This window comes from Hamadaea sp. NPDC050747 (assembly GCF_040654195.1).
Taxonomy (GTDB): Bacteria; Actinomycetota; Actinomycetes; order Mycobacteriales; family Micromonosporaceae; genus Hamadaea.
Genome location: NZ_JBFAHM010000010.1, coordinates 218,205 through 240,153, shown reverse-complemented (window position 1 = coordinate 240,153; position 21,949 = coordinate 218,205). Strand labels below are relative to the sequence as shown.

Here is a 21,949-nt window from a genome sequence, read left to right as displayed (position 1 = left end):
GGCATGAGCGTCCGAGACGACTACCTCGCCACCGCCGCGGTGGCGGCTGCGTTCCTCGCGGAGCCGGTGGTGGCCGGCCGCTGGGCCGAGCCGAGCGCGCTGGCCAAGCTCAGCACCGGCGGGCTGGCCGCGCACCTCTCCCGGCAGATCGTGCTCGTCCCGGGCATCCTCGGCGCGGAGCCGTCAGCCGATCCGCCCATCGACCTCGTCGAGCATTACAACCGGGTCAAATGGCGCGGAGCCGACCTGGACGAGGAGACCAACGCCGGGATCCGCGATACCGGGGAGCTCGCGGCCGCGCCGGGCCCCGAAGCGATCGCCGCGGAGGTGGCGGGCGCCCTGTCGGTGCTGCCCGATCTCGTGCTCGGGCGTCCTGACGGCGGTGTTCGGGTGCCGTGGACGGGCTGGACCCTCACGGTGGACGGTTTTCTGACCACCCGGCTGCTGGAGCTGATCGTGCACACCGACGATCTGGCCGTCAGCGTGGGAGCAGCGACACCGGAGTTTCCGTCGTCGGCGGTCCAGACGGTGGTCGACCTGCTGTCCCGGCTGGCCGTGCAGCGGCACGGGGCGGTGAGCGTCCTCCGCGCGCTCAGCCGGGCCGAGCGGGCCCCGGCGACGATCGCGGCGATCTGAGGGCGCGGTCGGGCTAGTCAGAAGCCGAGCAGGGCGGCGAGCTGGGCGACCCCGGGCAGGCGACGGGCGCCCTTCGGGTCGGCCTCCACCGTGGTCACATCGGCCACGACGACGGTGACGTTGTCCGGCGCACCGGCCTGGAGCGCCAGCTTCACCAGTTGCTCGGCGGCCTGCTTCACCTCGGGGTGGGTGTGCAGGGCGTGAGCGATGCTGTGGTCGGTCACGATGTCGGAGAGGCCGTCGCTGCACAGCAGGAACCGGTCGCCGGGGCGTACCTGGACGGTGGAGCACGCGGTGGTGAAGTCCAGCCCCTGCACCGACTGCGTGATGAGGGACTTCTGCGGATGGTGACGCGCGTCGTCCTCGGTGAGCACCCCACGGTCGATGAGGGTCTGCACGTAGGTGTCGTCCTTCGTCAGCCGGCGCAGCTCGCCGTCCCGCAAGAGGTACGCCCGGGAGTCGCCGACGTGCGCGACGGTCACCTCGGCCGCGTCGTCGGCGTCGGCGGAGAGCAGCACGGCGGTCATCGTCGTGCCCATGCCCTCCTTCAGCGGGTCGTCGACGGTGGCCTGGTAGATCTCCCGGTTCGCCGTCATGAGGTGATCCAGCAGCGTCCGGGCCGGGTCGTCGCCGAGGTCGGCGGTCTCCAGACCGGCCAGCTCCCGGATCACGATCGCACTCGCGTCCTCGCCCGCGGGCGCCCCGCCGACCCCGTCGGCGATCACGAGCAACCGCGACCCGGCGTACGCCGAGTCCTCGTTGTTCGCCCGGATCAGCCCGAGATCGGTGAGCAGTACGGAACGTAGGGCGAGACTCATCCCTCAAGGGTGCAGGCAAGGATGGTCAGATGTCTCTAGGCATTAGTACGTAATTTCTCGCAGACCCCGCTCGGCCGTGAGAGAAATGTGCGGCAACCGTATCCTTTGGGCCGTGAACCCGGTGCCGATGGTTGGGCGCGCCGACGAACTGCGAGAGATCGTCGGCCAGTGGAGGCGCGCGGTATCGGGAGATTTGTCGGGTATCGGGGTGGTCGTCCTGACCGGCCGGCCCGGCGTCGGCAAGAGCCGCCTGGTGGCGACCGCGGTCGAGGCCTTCGATCCCCGTCCGGCGACGGTGCTGACCGGCACCGCCCGGCTCCACTCACCGGCCCCCTACGACTGGCTCGCCGCCGTGCTGAGCGGGCGGGACACGCGTACGCTGCCGGTCCCGGCCGACGGCCTGGCCTGGCTCGCCCAAGACCCCCAGGCCCCGATCGAGCGCTACGCGCCCGACGCGCTCCTGCGGCTCGCCGTACGCACAGTGCGCGCCCTGGTCGGCGAAGGCCCCGCCGTCCTGATCGTCGAAGACCTCCACGCCCTCGACCCCGCCAGCCTCAGCCTCATCGCCGAGCTGGCGGCCGCCCCGGGCATCCCGGCGCTCCTCATCGTGACCAGCCAACCAGCCGAAGCCGCGGTCGCCCGGCACCTCGTCGCGCGTACGCTCGCCCGCCTGTCGGGCGCGCCGAACGCCGTCCGGCAGCACCTGGGACCACTCGGCCCGGAAGGCGTCGCCGAGATCCTGGCGGCGGCCCACCCCGGACTGCCGGACGCCGAACGACTGGGCCTGGCCGTCTGGCGGCGTACGGGGGGCAATCCCTATCTGCTCAGCGAACTGCTGGCCACCACGGCCGGCCGCGGCCTGGCCGCGTTGGCAGCCGAACCGGCCGGGCCGGAAGCGGACGAAGTCGAACTCACCGCCCGGGAACTCCAGGTGCTGGAATGCCTCGTCGCCGGGATGTCCAACAAGCAGGTCGCCAAGTCGCTGGACATCTCCATCCGGACGGTCGCGGTGCACGTGTCGAACCTGCTGCGGAAGACCGGATCCTCCTCGCGTACCGAGGCGGCTTTATGGGCCGTCAAGCGCCCCTGACGCCTCTCGGCTGTTCGTGATCATTGCGTCAGCCATGCTGTTTACTCGGGCATTTCGGCGCGCGAAACCGCATGGCTGACGCAATGATCATGCGAGTCAGCGAGCCCGGGGACGCGAGTCAGCCGGCGCGGCCGCGTGGCTTCAGCTGACCGGGCGGCAGCGGCGGAGCCAGTAGCCGATCCCCGTCGTAGCCGTGCACTTCGCCGAAGCCGCCCGTCCCCGCGTTCCACGCCTCGCGTGCCTGCGCGACCTCGTCCCCGGTACGCCCGACGAAGTTCCACCACATGACGATCTCTTCGGCGAACGGTTCCCCGCCGAGGAGAAGCACAGCTGTGTCCACATCAGACTCCAATTGGACGTCCGAACGGCCGGTGCCCAGATACAGCAAGGAGCCCGGCTCCAGCAGTACGCCGTCCACCCGTGCGCCGCCGGACATCGTGAGGGCGGCGTACTCGAAGTCGGGTTCCAGCGGGAAACGGGCGTCGGCCCCGGCCGCCACGGTCAGGTCGGCTCCGACCAGCGGGGAGTACGTAGTGCCGGGCGACTCCGCACCGTCGATCTCGCCGAGCATCACGGTCGCGGTCACCCCGCCGCCGTTGATCACCGGAAGCTCCGGATGGTGTTCGAAGGCCGGCTCGACATGCCGGTACGCGTCCGGCAGTGCCACCCAGAGCTGGGCTCCATGCAGCAGCGGCAGGTGGTCGCGTGGCGATTCCTCGGAGTGCGCGATGGCCCGGCCGGAGGTCATCACGCCGAGGTGACCCGGGCGCAGCGTCTGGAGGCTGCCGAGGCTGTCGCGGTGCAGCACCTCGCCCTCGTGCAACCAGCTCACCGTCTGCAGGCCCATATGCGGATGCGGCGGCACCTGCATCCCGGGCTCGGCGGCGATGTCGTCCGGCCCGTAGTGATCGATGAAGCACCACGCGCCGACCATGCGCCGGCCGAGCGTCGGCAGGAGACGGCGTACCTGGGTGCTCTCGCCGAGCGGGACGACCCGGCCCGGAATGAGATCGCGTACCGGTTCGGCGGCGACGCCGGCCCGGCCGCCGCAGGTGGACATCGCCGGGGCGCGGTCGAGGTTGCTCATGCGCCCAACCTACTCGCGCCCCGGGGACTCGCTGTCGAAACCGCGGCCCACTCGCGCCCGGGGACTCGCTGTCGAAACCGCGTCGATCATGAAGCTAGGCACGCGACACGCCGGTCGATCATGACCGATGGTTCATGATCGCGCGGAAACAACGGGGGAGAGCGGGGAGAGGGGGTTAGACGAAGGCGGTGGTCCAGTAGCGGGCCTTGTAGAACTTCGCTCCGGAGCGCGAACCGCTGCCGCCGCTGGAGAAGCCGACCGACGTCGTCCAGTACTGGCTCTCGCTCGGCGCGTCGACGTAGAAGCGCACGCCGTTCGGCAGGCTCCCGTACGCCTTGACGTAGGTGGCCGTGCTGATCCGCTTCTTGCCGCTGAACACCCAGCTCGATCCGGCGTACAGGAGGCTGACCTCCCAGACGCCGTGGTTCGTGCCGGTGCCGCCGACGGTGTAGAAGAACTTGCCGGAGGCGTAGTCGGGCTGCAGGTCGTGCCCGGTGCCGGAGAACGTCGTCTTGCAGGCGAGCTTGAGCCCGGTCAGGTGTCCGCTGCTGTTCACGACCAGGTGGTACGCCCGCAGCTCACCCTTGCCGACGGCGAGCAGGAGCCCGCTGCTGGTGTCGTAGAGGACGCCGTGCGCGCCTTCGAAGCCGTACTTGACCGAGCCGCTGTAGGAGGTGCCCGGCTTGCCGCCGTTGCTCGACGGGATGAACAGGCTCAGGCCGCCGCCGTCGGCGAACGAGCTGCTGTACTGCCGTGCCCGCGAGGACGCCACGACGATCGCGCCGTAGTTCTTGATGCGCTCGACCGCGTGCGGGTTGCCCGGCACGGTGGCGCTCCAGACGACGCTCTTCGAGCTCTGGTCGATCATCGCCGCCTTGCCGCCCGCCGAGGCGGTGCCCGACGCGGTCACCAGGACGACGTCGCCCCAGTTCGCGGTGGGCCGGCGCTTGACGTCGGAGAGGTTGGTCCAGGTCGAGCCGGTCGGCGCGGACCAGCGCCACCGCACGTTGGCGTCGCTCCACGAGGTGTTCGAGTGGCTGAACACGAGGACGTCGTTCGTCTTCTGCTCGGTCGTGGCCACGAGGTACTCCGCGGCGGCGGCCGGCTCGGCGGCGACGAGCGCGCCGGCCACCGTCCCGCCGGTCGCCGCGACGACTCCGGCCGCGGCGGTGCTGCCCAGCAGGGTCCTTCTGCGCATTGGTCTCCCCAGATCCGCGGGCCGTCGGTCGAGGCCCGATGGCTCAAGATCCTGACACCGTGGGGCAACCTCGGCAAACACTGGAACTCCGCCCTGTGGATAACCTCCGGGCAAGAGTCGGATATCCGTGACTATCTGGGCGCTAGCCGTTTTCGGTGGGCACTCTGGCCAACGTGGACACCGTCATCATCGTAGGAGCGGGGCCGACGGGCCTGACGGCGGCACTGGAGCTGGCCAACCACGGCATCCCGACCATTCTCTTCGACTCCGGCGACCTCACCTCCCCGGCCGAGACCGGTTCGCGGGCGATCGCCGTCCATCGCACGGCGCTGACCGTCTGGGAGCGCCTCGGCTGCGCGGAGCCCATGCTCGCGGAGGGCATCGCGTGGCGTACGCGGCACACCTTCCGCGGCACCCGCGAGATCCTCACCCAGGTGCTGCCCCCGGCGACGGGCGGCCTGCCGACCTTCCTCAACCTGCAGCAGTACCGCACCGAACACCATCTGCTCGCGGCGGCTCGCGCACATCCGCTCGTCGAGCTGCGGCCACGGCACCGGGTCGTCGCGGTGCGCCAGGACCGTCGCCAGGTCACCCTGCAGATCCAGGATCAGACTGGTACGCACAGCGCAACAGCGGCGTACGTGCTGGCCTGTGACGGCGCGCGCGGCACGATGCGGCGGGCGTTGGGGCTGGACTTCCCGGGGCAGACCTTCCCGGACCGGTTCCTCATCGCGGACATCCGCGCCGAGCTGGATCTGCCGCCGGAGCCCCGGTTCTACTTCGATCATCCGGCGCATCCGGGCAGCACCGTGCTCATCCATCCGCAGCCGTTCGGAGTGTGGCGCGTCGACTGGCAGCTCGGGGCCGCCGTCGACGTGGCGGCCGAGACGACCCCCGAGCGGATGGACGCCCGCATCCGTACGCTGTTGACCGCGGTCACCGGCACGGAGGTGGACTACGACCTGGTGTGGCTGAGCGACTACCGGTTCCATCAGCGCCTGCTGACCCGGCTGCGGCATCGGCGGGTGTTCTTCCTCGGCGACTCGGGTCACCTCGTGGCTCCGTTCGGGGCGCGTGGCATGAACGGCGCGGTGCAGGACGTCGAGAACCTCGGCTGGAAGCTGGCCGCCGTCCTGCACGGTCACGCGCCGGAGGCGTTGCTGGAGTCCTATCAGGACGAGAGGTGGGCCGCTCAGGAACACAATCGGCAGGTGGTCTCGGCGACCATGCGGTTCATGGCTCCGCGTACGCGGTGGCAGCGGCTGCGGCGGGACACGATCCTGCGATTGGCCACGAGGTGGCGGCGAGCGGCTCGATGGGTCGACAGTGGACGGATGAGCGAGCCCTACCGGTACGCCGTCTCCACGATCGTGCTCCCGGACGACGGCCCGGCTCGGCAGTGGCGGGGCGCGCCCGAGTTGGGCGGCAAGGCGCCCGACGCCGATTTCGTCCGCCGGGGCCGGCCGACCCGGCTGCGGCACTACCTCGGCCGCGAGTGGGTGGCGTTGTGGTTCACCGGCGGCCACCACGACGGCTGGCTGCCCGCCGAGCCCGGTCAGGTCCCGTGCCGGTTGATCACGGTGGACCCGGCGGACGCGGGCGAGTTCGGGACGGCGTACGCCGCCCGCCCGGGCACGCTCTATCTGATCCGGCCGGACGGGCACATCGCCGCTCGCCGGCGGAACGCCGGTCCGGGCGTTGGGCGTACCCTCCTGGACGTCATGGGGCTGCGCGGACCGTCAGGGGCGCACCTGGCCGACGTGCCACCGCACCTCCCGCAGCAGCGCGGGCAGGTCCGCGGCGACGTTGACGAACTGGAAGCCGGACTGGACCCGGTCGATCGCGGCCCGGGAGTCTGAGCAGTAGATCCCGACCGGCAGGCGGTGCCGGGCCGCCGCCTGCCGGATCTTGGCCAGGGGCCCGGCGAGGTCGGGGTTCTCCGGCGCGGGCGTCAGGCCGAGCGAGACCGCCAGGTCGACCGGGCCGACGAACAGGGCGTCGAGCCCGGGGACCGCGGCGATGGCCTCCACATTCGACAGTCCGGCCGCGCTCTCGATCTGGGCGATGGCGAGGGTCTTCGTGTTCGCCTCGGCGAAGTAGCCGGGCAGGGTCGTGTCGAAGGCGAGACCGGCCCAGGCGCTGCCCAGGCTCCGCCGCCCGACCGGCGGGAACTTCGCCGCCGCGACCAGTGCGGCGGCCTCCTCGGCGGTGTCGATCATCGGCCCGATGACCGCCGAGGCGCCCGCGTCGAGGGCACGTTTGACGTTCTCCGTGGTGTTCTCGGCGATCCGGACGACCGGGCAGCCGCCCGCGTCGGCGATCGCGGCCACCAGGGCGGTCATCGTCTCGGCCCCCATGGGACCGTGCTCGGCGTCGACGACGAGGAAGTCCGCCCCGACCCGGGCGAGCTGGCGGGCGGCGGCCGGGCTCGGCAGACTCAGCCACACCCCGTACGCCGGGCCGCCCGCCTGCAACAGGTTCTGGAAAGTGTTGTCGCGCACCGCTTCGACTTTACGGGGCGGCCGCCACGCCCCCGTTTGACGTAGCGACCCGCCCCGGCAGTGCCGCTGCCGGGGACCATCCTGCCGGACGCCGCTTTACCGGCCCTTTATCGTCGCCAGCCAGGCCTCGACCTCGGCCGCCCGGAACGGCGACCGCTCGAACAAGCGGATCGCGTCGTTCCCGAGGCTGGTCGCGCCGGCGGGGTCGCCCTGGTCGAACGTGATCCGGGCCAGCCGGAACACCGCGATGCCGTGGTGGACCGGCCCCAGCCGGCCGTGGAGATCGTCTCCAGCGTGGCGGGCGGCCGTCGACAGATCCCCCTGCGCGTGCGCGGCCTCGGCCATCGACATCGCCGCCTGACCCAGGGCCCACGGATGCTGCGCCTGCCGGCTGGCCTCCATGGCGCGCTCGGCGGCCTGCCGGGCCTCGGCGTACGCGCCCAGGTCGACCAGCGCCCGCGACAGGTAGGAAGTGGTGATGGCCAGGGCGTTCAGCGACCCGATGCGGGCCTGGATCTCGGTCGCGACCGCATAACAGGCCACCGCCTCGGTCGGGCGGCCGAGCCGCCGATGGGTCAGACCCAGGCAGGCCAGCACGTTCGCCTCGCCGTCGAGGTCGTTGCCGGCTCGCATCAGCTCCAGCGCGCGTTCGTACGCGTGCTGCGCCTCCGCCTCGCCGGTCTTCGCGTCGAGATGCAGGTTGCCCCGGCACAACAGCAACCGGCCGACCTGCTCGGGGTGCTCGTCCTCGGGCAACCGGGGCTCGGCCCAGTCGCAGGCGGCGCGGGCGACCCGGGCTCGCCCGTTGCGCCGGTTGGCCACGGCCAGCTGCACGGCGGCGATCCCCGCCCGGACGTCGTCGCCGGCCCGCCGGTACGCGATCCGGGCCCGGCGCAGATATGAGACGGCGTCGACGTCCTTGCCCCGGTTCTGGGCCTGCTCGCCCAGAGCGAAGAGCAGATCACGGCGGATCGGGCCGGACAGGTCACGCCGGTCGAGCAGATGCTGCCCCAGTTCCTCCCACTCGCTGTCGCGGGCACGCAAGGTCATGTAATCACCCATCGCCACGACCAGGTCGCCGGCCAGATCGGCCCAGCCCCGGCCGGCCGCGTCGCGAGCGGACGCGAGCAGGAGCGCCTCCTCCCGCTCGAACCAGGCGATCGCGTCCGCCTGATCGAACCGCCGGATCCCCGACGGCCGCGCGGGGAAACCGTGCCCCGGCAGTCCGGCGTCGGCGTCCCAGGCCAGCCGGGCCAACGCCGCGTACGCACCGGCGAGCGCCGCCGCGTCGGCCGCGTCGTCGGCCTGCTCCCGGGCGTACAGGTGGACCAGGTCGTGCAGCCGGTACCGCAGGCGCTCGTCACCAGCCCGCACGCCGAGCAGGGAGGCGTCGACGAGCCGGTCGGCCACTCGTTCGGCCTGCGGAACGGGCAGGTCGAGCAGGGCACCGGCCAGCCACGCCGGGCTCTCCGCCAGCGGCAGCAGGCCGAGCCGGCGCAGCAACGTCGCCGCCTGATCGTCCAGGCGTACCTGGCTCAGGGCGAAGACCGCCCGCACCTCGCGGTCGCCGAAGGCCAGCTCGTCCAGCCGGGACTGCTCGTCGGCGAGCCGCTGCGCCATCCCCGCCACCGTCGTCCCGGACCGCCGCGCGAGCCGCCCGGCCGCGATCCGCAACGCCAGCGGCAGCCGGCCGCAAAGGTCGACCAGCCGGTACGCCGCTGTCTCCTCACCGGCGACCCGGTCGGCCCCGGCGATCGTCCGCAGGAGCCGCAGACTGTCGTCAGTGGACAGCACGTCGAGGTCCACCAGCCGGGCGCCGTCGAGTCCGCCGAGCGCCCGGCGTCCGGTCACGAGCAGGGCGCTGCCGCCGCCCGCCGGGATCAGCGGGCGTACCTGTCCTTCGTCGGCCGCGTTGTCCAGCACGAGGAGCAGCCGCCGCGCGCCGACCTCGGACCGGTAGCGGGCGGTACGCACGTCCGGCTCGTCGGGAATGGCCGACCCCGGTACGCCGAGCGACCGGAGCACCACTCCCATCAGCTGTTGAGCATCCGGTGGCTGGGCGTCGGTGCCACGGAGATCCAGGAAGACGCAGCCGTCCGGGAAATGCCCGGCGAGCGACCGCGCCACGCGTACGGCGAGGGTGGTCTTGCCCATCCCGCCCAGCCCGGCGACGCAGACCACCGGCGCGTGGTCGCCCGCCGACTCGGTGAGCACCCGGGTGACCTGCTCCATCTCGTCACCCCGGCCGGTGAAGTCGCGGATGTCGGCCGGCAGATGCCAGACTCCGGCGGCCGGTGTCGAGCCCGACTGGAACCAGGCGCGTACGCCGGACAGGGCGGCCTCGATCTCGCCGCGCAACACCCGGCGTTCCAGCTCCCGCAGTTCGGCACCGGGCTCCAGGCCCAGCTCCTCGGCGAGGATCTGGCGGGCGCGCCGGAACTCCGCCAATGCGGTCGCCTGCTGCCCGGCGACGGCATGCCCGAGCACCGCGAGATGCCAGGCCCGCTCGCGCAGCGGATCCCGGGCGACGAGGTCGGCGGCGGCCGCCTCGACGGGCCGGTCGAGCAGGAGGTCCACGGCGAGCGCTCGCTCGGCCGCGGTGAGCCGTTCCGCCTGCAGCGCCGAGCCGACCTCGGTCACCCGGTCGGCCACCACGTCCTGGCAGGGTTCGCCGCGCCACAGGGACAGGGCCTCGGCGTACGCGTCGGCGGCGGCGCGCCAGTCGCCCTGTCCGGCCGCCTGCTCGGCCTTGCCGGCCAGCCGCCGGAACTCCACCAGGTCGACCACCACGACCGAGCTGACCAGCTGGTACGCCCCCGGATGCGTGATCAGGGCGGCCTGCGGATCGACGCCGTACTCGGCCAGCGTCTGCCGGAGCCGGAAGACGGCGATCTGCAACTGGTTGGCGGCGGTACGCGGCGCGGCCGGACCCCAGACCACGTCGATCAGCTCGTCGACCGAGACGACGGAGTCGGCGCGCAGCGCCAGCGCGGCCAGCACGCCACGTGCGCGTACGCTGCGGATCGGAGTGGCCGCGTCGGCCGCCGTGATCCGCACCGGACCCAGGATCCGGACCTCAACCTGTCCCACGCCGCCGAGACTAGCCCCGTCCGCTGGTGGCGAACATCGAGTTCCCATCACCGTCTGGAATGCTGGAACAGTGCAGCAGACGATCTCCGAATGGCTGGGCGACCTGGCTTCCGGCGAGCCGACCCCAGGTGGCGGCGCGGCCGCCGCGCTGATGGCCGCGACCGGCGCCGCCCTCGTCGGCATGGTCACCGAGTTGACCATCGGCAATCCCCGGTACGCCGACCATGAAGCAGTTCTGGTGGATGCCCGTGAGCGGGCGGCTCACCTGCGACACCTCGCGACCGAGTTGGCCGACGCCGACGAGGCGGCGTTCGGCTCCGTGATCGAGGCGTACCGGCTGCCCAAGGCGACCGAGACGGAGAAGGCCGGCCGCAGCGCCGCGATCCAGCAGGCGCTCGCCGGAGCGGCCCGGGTGCCGCTGCGGCTCGCCGCCGTGGCCGCCGAGGTCGTCGAGCTCACGGAGTCCATCCTGGACGGAGCCAACGTCAACGTGCTCTCCGATGTGGCGGTAGCCGCAGACGCTGCGCGAGCAGCGCTCTCCTCGGCCGCCGTGAACGTCGAGGTCAACACGTCGGCGCTCACCGACCGCGCGGTGGCCGCCGCCCTCGACGGGGAGTTGGCCGGGCACCTGAGCGCGATCGCCCGCGCCGACCGGGTCTCCGCCGCCGTTCGCGCCCGCATCGCCGGGGCGGCGTCGTGAACCTGATCGACGGCAAGGCACACGCCGCCCGCCTGGGCGAACAGGTCACCGCGCGGGCGGCCGAACTGCGGTCGCGGGGAGTCGACCCGACGCTCGCGGTCGTCGTCCCCACCGACGACGAGGCGACCGCCTGGTATGTGCGCAGCATCGCGCGTACCGCCGAGAAGGTGGGCGTGACCTGCCGGATCGTCACCCTCGACCGGCCCACCGGGGACGACGTCGCCGGGACGCTGGCCGAACTGGGCGCCGATCCCGGCGTACACGGGCTGATCTGTCAGACTCCGCTGCCCGAAGGCGTCACCCTCGACCAGGTCGGCGAGCACATCCCGGTCGCGAAGGACGTCGACGGGGCCAACCCGGCGAGCCTCGGCCGGCTGGCGGCCGGGCTGCCCGCGTACGCGCCGGCGACGGCCCGGGCGGTGCTGGAGATCCTCCTGGCGGAGAAGGTGCCGCTGTCCGGAGTGGCCGCGACCGTGGTGGGACGGTCCACGGTGGTCGGAAAACCGGCCGCGCTTCTCCTCCTGGCGCAGAACGCGACCGTGACGGTGGCGCACTCGCGTACGCGGGACCTCGAAGCCGTCTGCCGTCAGGCCGACGTGCTGGTGGCGGCGGTCGGCCGGGCGCACCTGATCGGGGAGGCGCACATCAAGCCGGGCGCGGTGGTGATCGACGTCGGCACCAACCCGACCCCGGACGGCGGGCTCACCGGCGACGTGGATCCGGCGGTGACCACGGCCGGAGCGTTGACCCCGGTGCCTGGTGGCGTCGGCCCCGTCACCACGATGCTGCTGCTCGCCCAGACCCTGGACGCCGCCACCTCAGCGTGATCGTTGCGTCAGCCATGCTGTTTCGGCGGACAAATCACCGCGCGAAACGACGTGGCTGACGCAACGATCACGCGAAGGGGTCACCACTCGGTGGGGAAGTAGTCCTTCAGGAAGCAGCCGTACACGTCCTCGCCGGCCTCGCCGCGCACGATCGGGTCGTACACCCGGGCCGCGCCGTCGACGAGGTCGAGCGGGGCGTGGAAACCTTCGTCGGCGAGCCGCATCTTCTGCGGATGCGGCCGCTCGTCGGTGATCCAACCGGTGTCCACACTGGTCATGAGGATGCCGTCGGACTGGAACATCTCGGCCGCGCTCGTCCGTGTCAGCATGTTCAGGGCGGCCTTCGCCATGTTCGTATGCGGGTGGCCGGGCCCCTTGTAGCCGCGGGTGAACTTGCCTTCCATCGCGGAGACGTTCACGACGTACTTCCGTCGGGCCGGGGACGCCGCCATCGCCGCCCGCAACCGGCTGATCAGCACGAACGGCGCGGTGACGTTGCACAGCTGCACTTCGAGCAGCTCCAGCGGGCCGACCTCGTGGATGACCTGCGACCAGCTGTTCTCCCGGGCCAGGTCGGGGACGAGGCCACCGGCGTCGATCGCGGTCCCGTCGGCGATCCGCGCCGGCGAGGCCGACCCGCTGATCAGCGCCAACGCGGCGACGTCGTCGCCGGTGAGCTTCTGCTGACCACTGGTGATCATGGCGGCCGGGTTGCGCTCCAGGCTGTGCCCGAAGGAGACCAGCTCGGGGAGCGGACCCGTGGGCAGCGGCTCCGCTTCGGCCGCCACAAGCTGAGAATACGAACCCGGGCTACGGCGTACCGTCTGGGCGGCGTTGTTGATCAGAATGTCCAGTGGCCCCTGGGCGGCGACGTCGTCGGCCAGCGCGGCGACCTGCGCCGGATCCCGGAGGTCGATGCCGACGACGCGCAGCCGATGCAGCCACTCGGCGCTGTCGGGCATGGCGGTGAATCGGCGTACGGCGTCGGCCGGGAACCGAGTCGTGATGGTCGTGTGCGCACCGTCCCGGAGGAGCCGCAGGGCGATGTACATGCCGATCTTCGCCCGGCCGCCGGTGAGCAGGGCACGCTTGCCGGTCAGGTCGGCGTGCGCGTCCCGGCGCTCCCGGTTGAGCTGGGCGCAGTCGAGGCAGAGCTGGTGGTAGAACGAGTCGACCGTCGTGTACCGAGTCTTGCAGGTGTAGCAGGACCGGGCGCGCAGCAGAGTGCCGGCGGTCACGGAGTCCTGGGTCGGTGACGTCAGCCCGAACACACCTGCGGTCTCGTCGTCGATCCGGCCGGGCGCACCGGTCGCGGTGGCCTCGGTCACGGCGCGGTCGTTCGCCGTCACCGCGGCGCGGCGTTCCTGGCGCTTACGCTGCTTCACCGTCTTGTAGAGGCGGGCGGTCGCGCGGCGGGCGGCCTCCACGTCGGGGTGGTCGACGGGCAGGTCGTCGAGTTCGGCCAGCACCTCCAGCGCCAGCTTGAGCCGGTCGGGGTCGATCTGCGTCACCGGAGAACTGTAGCCGGACGATCGGGTACGCCTGCCGGGCGTCGGCGCGCACCGGGTGGAACGTCACGCACCTAACAACGCTCGGGATAGGTGCACGGCGTTCCACCGACGCCCGCCCCCATCGCGGGGCCGCGCGGAAGCGGGCCGGGATGGGCACGGCGCGCCAACGCAGGTCGCGTGCCGCGCGGAAGCGGGCCAGGGTGCGCACGGCGCGCCAACGCAGGTCGCGGGCCGCGCGGAAGCGGGCTGGCGCGGACGCGGAGCGTCAGCGATGCCAGGGCACCGCGGGAGCGGCGTGAAGCCGAGCGGCGATCGCCGCGCAGGCGTCGCCGAACGCGCGTACCTGGTCGGGGGTGAGCGCGTCGAAGACGGCGGCCCGGACGGCTTCGACGTGTCCCGGTGCGGCCTTTTCGAGGAAGGCGTATCCGGCGTCGGTCAGCCGAGCGATCTGCCCGCGCTTGTCGGAGGCGCAGCTCGTCCGGACGACCCAGCCGCGCTCTTCCAGCCGGGAGATGGCATGGGAAAGGCGGCTTCGGGTGATCTTGGACTGCTCGGCCAGCTCGGTCATCCGCATCTGCCGATCGGGCGCTTCGGAGAGCCAGGCGAGGAGGCTGTAGTAGACGTGCGGGATCCCGCTGTCGCGCTGGAGCTGCTGGTCGAGGTGGTCCTCGAGCAGCTCGGAGGCCTGGAGCCAGGCGCGCCAGGCCTGGTCCTCGGCCGGGGTGAGCCACCGTGGTGTGGTGATCGTCATAGACCCCAGTCTACCTCGTCTTCTTGAAAGTTAAACAATCAGCGGTACGCTTCACTCCATGAGTTTGAAGGTTCAAGCACCGGCGGCCGAGATCCGGACCCAGGTGAAGGTGCCACTCCGCTTCCCGGACGGGTACACCACCACGGCGGACGTGTTCACCTTCACGGGCCTGGTCGACGGCAAGGAACACCTCGCGCTCGGGCTCGGCGACTACCGGGGCAACCCGATCCCGCTGGTCCGGCCGCACTCCGAATGCCTGACCGGTGACGTCTTCGGCTCCGAGCGCTGCGACTGCGGCCCCCAGCTGCGGGAGGCGGTCGAGCACATCGCCGAGACCGGCGGATTCCTGCTCTACTTGCGGCAGGAGGGCCGGGGCATCGGCCTGTACGCCAAGCTCGACGCGTACGCGCTCCAGGACGCGGGCCTCGACACGTACGCCGCGAACCGGGCGCTCGGCCACGGCGACGACGAGCGGGACTACACCGCCGCCGCCCAGATGCTCGCGGCGCTGGACGCGACCAAGATCAAGCTGCTGACGAACAACCCCGACAAGGTCGCCCAGCTGGAGGAGGCCGGGATCACGGTCGACGAGACCCTGCCGACCCAGGTCCACCTGTCGAGCGCCAACCTGCGCTACCTGCGGGCGAAGGCCGACCACACCAAGCACACCCTGGTCTTCTGACGCGTCAGCTCAGGTCGAACGAGGTCCGGGCGACGCCCGATGTGTAACCCAGCCGTTCGTACAGCTTGATCGCGCGCTCGTTGTCCGACATCACCGCCAGCGAGACCGTCGCGTACCGCGTGAAGAGCCGCCGGGTCGCGGCCACCGTCACCGCCGCACCCAGCCCCCGGCCCTGCTGGTCGGGGGCTACGGCGATGCCGGCCAGCAGGCCGACGCCGTTCGCGCTCCGATCGGCGGCCACCGCGACCAGCCGGCCGTCCTCCCGAATGCCGTACCAGTCGCGTACACCGCCTTTGCCGGGCCGCACGCTGCTGTCCGGCAGCGCCTCGTCGAGCAGCTGGTCGATGTCGGGCGTGGCCTCGGCCGGCAGCAACTCCACCAGCTCCTCACCCCGCGCGGCGGGCGGCGGCGTCGTCGACCACAACTGGTCCCACTCGCCGAAGTGGTGTGCGCTGAACAGTCCCAGCACCGCCTCGCGCGGCACCCGGGGCGCGTGCAGCCGTCCGCCCTTGGCCAGGCCCGCCGCCTGCAGCTCCGCGAGCAGCTCCAGCGCCGCGGTCCCGTCACCCAGGCCCGCGGTCAGCGCCCCCCAGGGTCCCTCCGACACCCACACCCAGGCGTTCCCCCGCTGGTACGCCGAAAGCCGTTCACTGGTGTACAAAGCGGCGAACGGATGGTCTCCGACGACGGCCAGGAACTCAGAGCGGCTGCTCAGGGTGGGGGTGATCATGATCTAGAGGGTAACTCGGCTCGGTTACCCTGACCGGGTGCCCCTGGAGTTCATCGACTTCCCCCGCGTCTTCAATCTGCGCGACCTCGGCGGCCTGACCACCCGCGACGGGCGCGCCATCCGGCCCGGTCTGCTCTATCGCAGCGACAATCTCGGCGTACTCGCCGACGAGGCGTTGCCCCCGGCCGACCGGGACCGATTCGGTGCGCTCGGTGTGCGTACCATCATCGATCTGCGACAGCCCGCGGAGATCGAGCGGCACGGTGGACGTGCACCGGGCTGGTCCTGTTCGAGCTGGCACAACGTGCCGCTGAACAATCCCGCGTGGCGCGACGAAGATTATTCTGAAGTGGACGGACCGGCGGCCTACCTCATCGCGCGGTACCACGAGGCCGCCAAGACCTCCGGTACGCACATCGCCCGCACGATCGGCCTGCTCGCGGATCCGGCGGCGGTCCCGGCGGCGGTTCACTGCCTGGGCGGGCGGGACCGGACGGGCATCATCATCGCTTTCGTCGAAGACCTGCTGGGCGTGCCGGACGAGACGATCGCGGCGGACTACCACTTCACCGAGCAGGCGACGCGGCGGTTCATGACCTGGTTCCGCACCGTACGCCCAGACGCCAAGGATCTGCTGCCCTATCTGGACGTGACGCCGCCCGAGGTCATCCTGACCTTCCTGACCGAACTACGCGCGGAGTACGGCTCGGTCCAGTCCTATCTGGAGTTTCATGGCCTGACCGAGGGGCAGGTCCAGGCCTTGCGGTCGATCTACCTGACCGAAGCCTAGGGGCACCGGGGGAGCGGGATCCGCACGGGCGCCGGCCGAGCCCCGAGTACGCCCGGCAGCGCGCTGTTCCCCTCCGCCCACTCCAGTGCGATCGGCGAGATCGCACCGAGCACCGTCCGGACATCGTCGAGGTCGATCGCCAGGTCTCGCTTGTAGATCGGCTCATGGTGGGCGATCCGATTGCGGAGCTGATGAAGCCGGGTCACCGGCTCGGCGATCGCCGGGCGGGTCGGCGGCTGCAAGTGTGGGAAGCCGTGCCGGATCGTGGGTACCCAGAGGCTCAAGTGATAACGCCGGGCCAACAGGAATCGCCAGAATCCGAAGGACAGTTCGGTGACGATCCGGTCCGGAGTGATCGGATATCCCTGCGTCCGCAGGCGGCGTCGGGCCTTGGCGATGTCCTCTCGCCCTCGGCGGTCCAGCAGTCCGAGCGGGTCGTCGAACCAGTTGCCGGGCAGACCGAGACCGGCATGCCAGGCGCACAGCTGATCGTTCAGGGTGTTGCGGAGGACGACCTCGACGGTGTGGAGGGTCTGAAAGAAGGCGGCTCCCACATGGATGTTCCACTCGTACAGCTGAAGCCCGCCCGCGGGATCGTTGCCCGCGTGAAGATCGAATGGTGCGAGGCGTGGCATGGACAGCGCCGCTCGGACCGAAGCCAAGGCGGTGGGATTTGCCATGTCGAAATCCATCCGCTAACCTTTCTCACGAAGACCCCGGTGGCCCCTGCTTCGGCATACTGCCGGGGTTACGGCTTTTCTGGACTCTGTGCTTCTCCAGACTCGGTGCTGGTGAACCCCGGCGACTTGGGCCTCGGCCTGTCGCCGGGATTTTTGTATTTCGGCCAGCACAGTAGACCAATGGGAAACCGCCATTCAAATGCGGTAATGGCAACCGGGGAGGCTGCTACGCAACGTATTCGAGCGTCCGGAGAATCGTCACTGAATCTGCTATCCACTGTGGAACAACCGCATTCCGTCGCCGAGAGATGCGGTAGCGCGGCCGGGTCGGCCCCGTGACCGGGACCGAGTTGGTTGGCACTCCAAACTATTGACACCTGTGCCCGGGGATTGTGAAATCTGGGTAACCGCGCCGTAGCCCCGGCGCGGGCGCCCACACCCGCGGCACGCGACGCTCCACGGACACGTGCCTCGGGCTGTGCCTTGCCTTTTCACGCCCCCGGCCGCCCCGGTCGCGGGCTAGGTCGAGAGAGGACAGCCCGTTCATGCTCAGCAAGCAGCGAAGTCTGGCCTCCGCTGTAGCCGCCGCGCTCGTCGCGGCCGGGCTCGCGGTGGTCACGCAGGTACTGCCCGGCACGCCGGCCGCCGCGGCCGGGTCGGACCCGTACTCGTTCCGCAACGCGCAGGTGGTCGGGGGCGGCTTCGTGCCCGGCATCATCTTCAACCAGTCCCAGGCCAACCTGATCTACGCCCGCACCGACATCGGCGGGGCGTACCGGTGGGATCAGGCCACCTCGAAGTGGATCCCGCTGCTGGACTGGGTCGGGTTCACCAACTGGGGCTACAACGGCGTGGTCAGCCTGGCCACCGACGCGGTCGACCCGAACCGGGTCTACGTCGCGGCCGGCATGTACACCAACAGCTGGGACCCCAACAACGGCGCGATCCTGCGCTCCTCCGACAAGGGCGCGACCTGGTCGACCACCGCGCTGCCGTTCAAGCTGGGCGGCAACATGCCGGGCCGCGGCATGGGGGAGCGGCTGGCCATCGACCCGAACAAGAACAGCATCCTGTATCTCGGCGCGCCGAGCGGCAACGGGCTCTGGAAGAGCACCGACTACGGCGTGACCTGGGCGAAGGTGACGGCCTTCCCGAACCCGGGGACCTACGTCCAGTCGCCCGGTGACGCGTACCTCGGGGACAATCAGGGCATCGCCTGGGTGACCTTCGACAAGAGCACCGGGACCGCCGGCGCCACGACTCAGGGCATCTACGTCGGCGTCGCCGACAAGGACAACACGGTCTACCGCAGCACCGACGGCGGCGTGACCTGGTCGCGGATCGCCGGGCAGCCCACCGGCTACATCGCGCACAAGGGCGTCCTGGACCCGGTCAACCACCTGCTCTACATCGCGACCAGCGACACCGGCGGCCCGTACGACGGGGCCAAGGGTGACGTGTGGAAGTACAACATCACCACCGGCGCGTGGACGCAGATCAGCCCGGTGCCGTCCAGCAGCTCGGACGACTACTTCGGGTACTCGGGCCTGACCATCGACCGGCAGCACCCGGGGACGATCATGGTCGCGTCGCAGATCTCCTGGTGGCCGGACATGATCATGTGGCGGAGCACCGACTCCGGGGCGACCTGGACGAAGATCTGGGACTGGACCAGCTACCCGAGCCGCAGCTTCCGGTACACCCAGGACATCTCGGCCGCACCCTGGCTGACCTTCGGCAACAGCCCGCAGCTGCCCGAGGTCTCGCCGAAGCTGGGCTGGATGAACGAGTCGGTGGAGATCGACCCGTTCAACTCCAACCGGTTGATGTACGGCACCGGCGCGACGATCTACGGCACGGAGAACCTGACCACCTGGGACTCCGGCGGCCAGATCAACATCAAGGTGATGGCCAAGGGCCTGGAGGAGACGGCCGTCCTCGACCTGATCAGCCCGCCGAGCGGGGCCAACCTGCTCAGCGGGCTCGGTGACATCAACGGCTTCCGGCATACGAACCTCGACGCCGTGCCGTCGATGATGTTCACCTCGCCGGTGTTCTCATCCACGACGAGCCTGGACTTCGCCGAGCTGAACCCCAACTACGTGGTACGCGTGGGCAACGTCGACAAGACGGCCACCCCGAACACCAACCGCATCGGCATCTCGAGCGACAACGGCGCGACCTGGTATCAGGGCCAGGAGCCGTCCGGCGTCACCGGCGGCGGCACGGTCGCGGTAGCGGCCAACGGCAACTCGATCGTGTGGGCTCCGGCCGGCGCGGCGGTCAGCTACGGCGGCGGCAGCTCGTGGTCGTCGTCGAGCGGTGTGCCGTCGGGCGCCCGGGTCGCCTCGGACCGGGTCAACTCCAGCAAGTTCTACGCCTTCGCCAACGGCACCTTCTACGTGAGCACCAACGGCGGGCAGTCGTTCACCGCGACCGTCACCAGCGGCCTGCCGACCGTCGGCACCGTACGCTTCAAGGCGGTCGCGGGCCGGGAGGGCGACATCTGGCTCGCCGGCGGCGACACGACCGGGGCGTACGGGTTGTGGCACTCCACCAACTCCGGGGCGAGCTTCACGAAGCTGTCCAACGTCCAGGAGGCGAACAACATCGGGTTCGGCAAGTCGGCCACGGCCAACGGCTACCCGACGCTGTTCACCGTCGCGAAGATCGACAACGTGCGGGGCATCTTCACCTCGTACGACGGCGGGGCGACCTGGCTCCGGATCAACGACGACCAGCACCAGTACGGCAACATCGGTGAGGCGCTGACCGGTGACCCGCGGGTCTTCGGCCGGGTCTACATCGGCACCAACGGCCGGGGCATCATCGTCGCCGACCGGGTCAGCACAACCTCTCCGTCGGTGTCGCCCACCTCGTCGGCCTCGGTCTCGACGTCGGCCAGCGCGTCGACCTCCCCGAGTTCGAGCACGTCGCCGAGCACCAGCACCTCGCCGAGCAGAAGCACGTCGGCGAGCCCGAGTTCGACGGCGGCCAAGGCCTGTTCGGCGAGCTACGCCATCTCGAGCCAGTGGCCCGGCGGCTTCGGGGCGAACGTCACGGTGACCAACACCGGCACGTCCGCCACCACCAGCTGGACGGTGAAGTGGACGTTCGCCAACGGGCAGACCATCAGCTCGCTCTGGAACGGCACCTACACCCAGTCCGGCGCCAATGTGACCGTGACGAGCCTGAGTTACAACGGCGCCCTCGGCACGGGCGGCACGGCCAGCTTCGGCTTCAACGGAGCCTGGTCCGGCACGAACGCCGTCCCGACGCTGACCTGCACGGCGACCTAGACCTGCTGGGGGACGAAAGAGGGTGGCCTCCCGGCGCTTCGGCGTCGGGAGGCCGCTTTCGGTTAGAGTGATCCTCATCTATTGACACGATCTTCGATACGTGGCTATGTAGGCGCCAACCTACCGGTTTTCCCCACCTGACCCCCGGAGGAAGACGATGACGACCCGAGTGAGATCCACCCGGACACGGCGCCTGCTAGCAGTGGTCACCGCCGCGGCACTGGCGGTGCTCGCCGTGCCGGCGACGGCCACTCCCGCACCACCCAGCCCCCGGCCGAGCGCCGCCGAGACGGCGTACTTCCGTGTCGTCGGCCCCAAGAGCTTCGCCGACGTCAACGCGATCGCCGCCACCGGAGCCGCGGTCGACGGCGTCGAAGACGGCAAGGTCTACGTGACCGCGACCGCCGCCGAGGTCGCGAAGATCCGGGCGCTCGGCTACCTCGTCAGCCCCGACGTACGCGACGAGCCGACCTCGGCCGGCGGCGGTGTCACCACTCAGGACTTCCCGTCGGCGGACTCCGGCTATCACAACTACGCCGAAATGGTCGCCGAGATCAACACGCTGGTCGCGTCGAAGCCCGCGATCGCGCGCAAGAGCACGATCGGGACGTCGTACCAGGGCCGTGACATGCCGCTGATCAAGATCAGTGACAACGTCGGCGTCGACGAGGCCGAGCCCGAGGTGCTGTTCAACGCCCACCAGCACGCTCGTGAGCACTTGACCGTCGAGATGGCGCTCTACCTGCTGCACCTGTTCATCGACAACTACGGCACCGACGCCGACATCACGAACTGGGTGAACACGCGCGAGATCTGGATCGTGCCGGACATGAACCCCGACGGCGGCGAGTACGACATCGCCACCGGCTCCTACCGGTCGTGGCGCAAGAACCGGCAGCCCAACAGCGGTTCGTCCTACGTGGGCACTGACCTCAACCGGAACTGGGCGTACCAGTGGGGCTGCTGCGGCGGCTCGTCCGGCAGCACCTCCTCGGCGACCTACCGTGGGCCGTCGGCGTTCTCCGCCCCGGAGACGGCGAACCTGCGGAACTTCGTGAACAGCCGGGTCGTGGGGGGCGTACAGCAGATCAAGGTGAACATCGACTTCCACACCTACTCGCAGCTGGTCCTGTGGCCGTACGGCTACACCACGACCGACGTGACCAACACGATCACGACCGACGTGCGCAACACCTTCGCCACCCTCGGCCAGCAGATGGCCGCCCTCAACGGGTACACCCCGGAGCAGGCCAGCGACCTCTACATCGCCGACGGCATCATCATCGACTGGATGTGGAACGTGCACCACATCTTCTCGTACACCTTCGAGATGTATCCCGGCCCGTCCGGCAGCGGCGGCGGCTTCTACCCGCCCGACGAGCAGATCGTCACCCAGACGACCCGCAACCGGACGGCCGTGCTGCTGCTCGTCTCGTACGCGGACTGCCCATACCGGGTGATCGGCAAGCAGGCGACCTACTGCTGACGAGGTACGCGGTGGGCGGCGCTGGATCAGGGTTCCCGGTCGAATCTTGCGTCAAGATTCGACCCGGAACCCT

Annotated in this window: 17 protein-coding genes and 1 pseudogene; 9 read left to right on the top strand and 9 right to left on the bottom strand. The window is 70.6% G+C overall.

Features of this window, described 5'->3' with window-relative positions; genetic code table 11:
- Positions 1-3: 3 nt before the first annotated feature.
- Entirely contained in the window at positions 4-636 is a 633-nt protein-coding gene (locus AB0H43_RS24830) for a maleylpyruvate isomerase N-terminal domain-containing protein (protein ID WP_360002811.1), read from the top strand.
- A 17-nt stretch (positions 637-653) separates the two neighbouring features.
- On the opposite strand, the gene AB0H43_RS24825 is transcribed toward AB0H43_RS24830, so the two are convergent.
- On the bottom strand, positions 654-1,454 hold the full coding sequence (locus tag AB0H43_RS24825) for a protein phosphatase 2C domain-containing protein (protein WP_360002809.1): 801 nt from the start codon (positions 1,452-1,454) through the stop codon (positions 654-656).
- Positions 1,455-1,566: 112 nt separating this feature from the next.
- Between AB0H43_RS24825 and AB0H43_RS24820 the strand changes: the two genes are divergently transcribed.
- Complete coding sequence (locus AB0H43_RS24820; protein ID WP_360002807.1) at positions 1,567-2,544, top strand: LuxR family transcriptional regulator; 978 nt, start codon at positions 1,567-1,569, stop codon at positions 2,542-2,544.
- A 118-nt stretch (positions 2,545-2,662) separates the two neighbouring features.
- Here AB0H43_RS24820 and AB0H43_RS24815 read toward each other — a convergent pair whose 3' ends face one another.
- Both AB0H43_RS24815 and AB0H43_RS24810 read right to left on the bottom strand, forming a co-directional pair.
- A complete protein-coding gene (locus tag AB0H43_RS24815; protein WP_360002805.1) occupies positions 2,663-3,631 on the bottom strand; it encodes a pirin family protein in 969 nt (322 codons plus the stop codon).
- A gap of 175 nt (positions 3,632-3,806) precedes the next feature.
- Complete coding sequence (locus AB0H43_RS24810; protein WP_360002803.1) at positions 3,807-4,829, bottom strand: hypothetical protein; 1,023 nt, start codon at positions 4,827-4,829, stop codon at positions 3,807-3,809.
- 173 nt (positions 4,830-5,002) lie between these two features.
- Between AB0H43_RS24810 and AB0H43_RS24805 the strand changes: the two genes are divergently transcribed.
- Positions 5,003-6,688, top strand: a complete 1,686-nt coding sequence (locus AB0H43_RS24805; protein ID WP_360002801.1) for an FAD-dependent monooxygenase — start codon at positions 5,003-5,005, stop codon at positions 6,686-6,688.
- Here the strand turns inward: AB0H43_RS24805 and AB0H43_RS24800 are convergent.
- Together AB0H43_RS24800 and AB0H43_RS24795 are read right to left on the bottom strand one after the other, a co-directional pair.
- Positions 6,569-7,330, bottom strand: coding sequence for an aldolase/citrate lyase family protein (locus AB0H43_RS24800; protein ID WP_360002799.1), 762 nt, complete (start codon positions 7,328-7,330; stop codon positions 6,569-6,571). The genes AB0H43_RS24805 and AB0H43_RS24800 overlap by 120 nt on opposite strands.
- A gap of 96 nt (positions 7,331-7,426) precedes the next feature.
- Positions 7,427-10,420, bottom strand: coding sequence for a BTAD domain-containing putative transcriptional regulator (locus AB0H43_RS24795; RefSeq protein WP_360002797.1), 2,994 nt, complete (start codon positions 10,418-10,420; stop codon positions 7,427-7,429).
- Positions 10,421-10,490: 70 nt separating this feature from the next.
- Between AB0H43_RS24795 and AB0H43_RS24790 the strand changes: the two genes are divergently transcribed.
- Together AB0H43_RS24790 and AB0H43_RS24785 are read left to right on the top strand one after the other, a co-directional pair.
- Positions 10,491-11,120: a cyclodeaminase/cyclohydrolase family protein gene (locus AB0H43_RS24790; protein WP_360002795.1), complete on the top strand. Its 630-nt coding sequence runs from the start codon at positions 10,491-10,493 to the stop codon at positions 11,118-11,120.
- A complete protein-coding gene (locus AB0H43_RS24785) occupies positions 11,117-11,947 on the top strand; it encodes a bifunctional 5,10-methylenetetrahydrofolate dehydrogenase/5,10-methenyltetrahydrofolate cyclohydrolase (protein WP_360002793.1) in 831 nt (276 codons plus the stop codon). Before AB0H43_RS24790 ends, AB0H43_RS24785 begins: the two co-directional genes overlap by 4 nt.
- Positions 11,948-12,027: 80 nt before the next feature.
- Here AB0H43_RS24785 and AB0H43_RS24780 read toward each other — a convergent pair whose 3' ends face one another.
- Both AB0H43_RS24780 and AB0H43_RS24775 read right to left on the bottom strand, forming a co-directional pair.
- On the bottom strand, positions 12,028-13,458 hold the full coding sequence (locus AB0H43_RS24780; protein WP_360002791.1) for an SDR family NAD(P)-dependent oxidoreductase: 1,431 nt from the start codon (positions 13,456-13,458) through the stop codon (positions 12,028-12,030).
- 265 nt (positions 13,459-13,723) lie between these two features.
- On the bottom strand, positions 13,724-14,209 hold the full coding sequence (locus AB0H43_RS24775) for a MarR family winged helix-turn-helix transcriptional regulator (RefSeq protein WP_360002789.1): 486 nt from the start codon (positions 14,207-14,209) through the stop codon (positions 13,724-13,726).
- 58 nt (positions 14,210-14,267) lie between these two features.
- On the opposite strand from AB0H43_RS24775, the gene ribA reads away from it, so the two are divergent.
- A complete protein-coding gene (gene ribA, locus AB0H43_RS24770) occupies positions 14,268-14,891 on the top strand; it encodes a GTP cyclohydrolase II (protein ID WP_360002787.1) in 624 nt (207 codons plus the stop codon).
- 4 nt (positions 14,892-14,895) lie between these two features.
- Here ribA and AB0H43_RS24765 read toward each other — a convergent pair whose 3' ends face one another.
- Positions 14,896-15,621, bottom strand: coding sequence for a GNAT family N-acetyltransferase (locus AB0H43_RS24765; RefSeq protein WP_360002785.1), 726 nt, complete (start codon positions 15,619-15,621; stop codon positions 14,896-14,898).
- Between the two features lie 37 nt (positions 15,622-15,658).
- Here AB0H43_RS24765 and AB0H43_RS24760 point away from each other — a divergent pair, with 37 nt between their 5' ends.
- Positions 15,659-16,411: a tyrosine-protein phosphatase gene (locus tag AB0H43_RS24760; protein WP_360002783.1), complete on the top strand. Its 753-nt coding sequence runs from the start codon at positions 15,659-15,661 to the stop codon at positions 16,409-16,411.
- Here the strand turns inward: AB0H43_RS24760 and AB0H43_RS24755 are convergent.
- Positions 16,408-17,091: a hypothetical protein gene (locus AB0H43_RS24755; RefSeq protein ID WP_360002781.1), complete on the bottom strand. Its 684-nt coding sequence runs from the start codon at positions 17,089-17,091 to the stop codon at positions 16,408-16,410. The two genes, AB0H43_RS24760 and AB0H43_RS24755, sit on opposite strands and share 4 nt — an antisense overlap.
- A gap of 545 nt (positions 17,092-17,636) precedes the next feature.
- Between AB0H43_RS24755 and AB0H43_RS24750 the strand changes: the two genes are divergently transcribed.
- Complete coding sequence (locus AB0H43_RS24750; protein ID WP_360002779.1) at positions 17,637-20,390, top strand: cellulose binding domain-containing protein; 2,754 nt, start codon at positions 17,637-17,639, stop codon at positions 20,388-20,390.
- Between the two features lie 157 nt (positions 20,391-20,547).
- A pseudogene (locus AB0H43_RS24745) lies at positions 20,548-21,873 on the top strand (M14 family metallopeptidase); the annotation flags it as partial.
- Positions 21,874-21,949 lie beyond the last annotated feature (76 nt).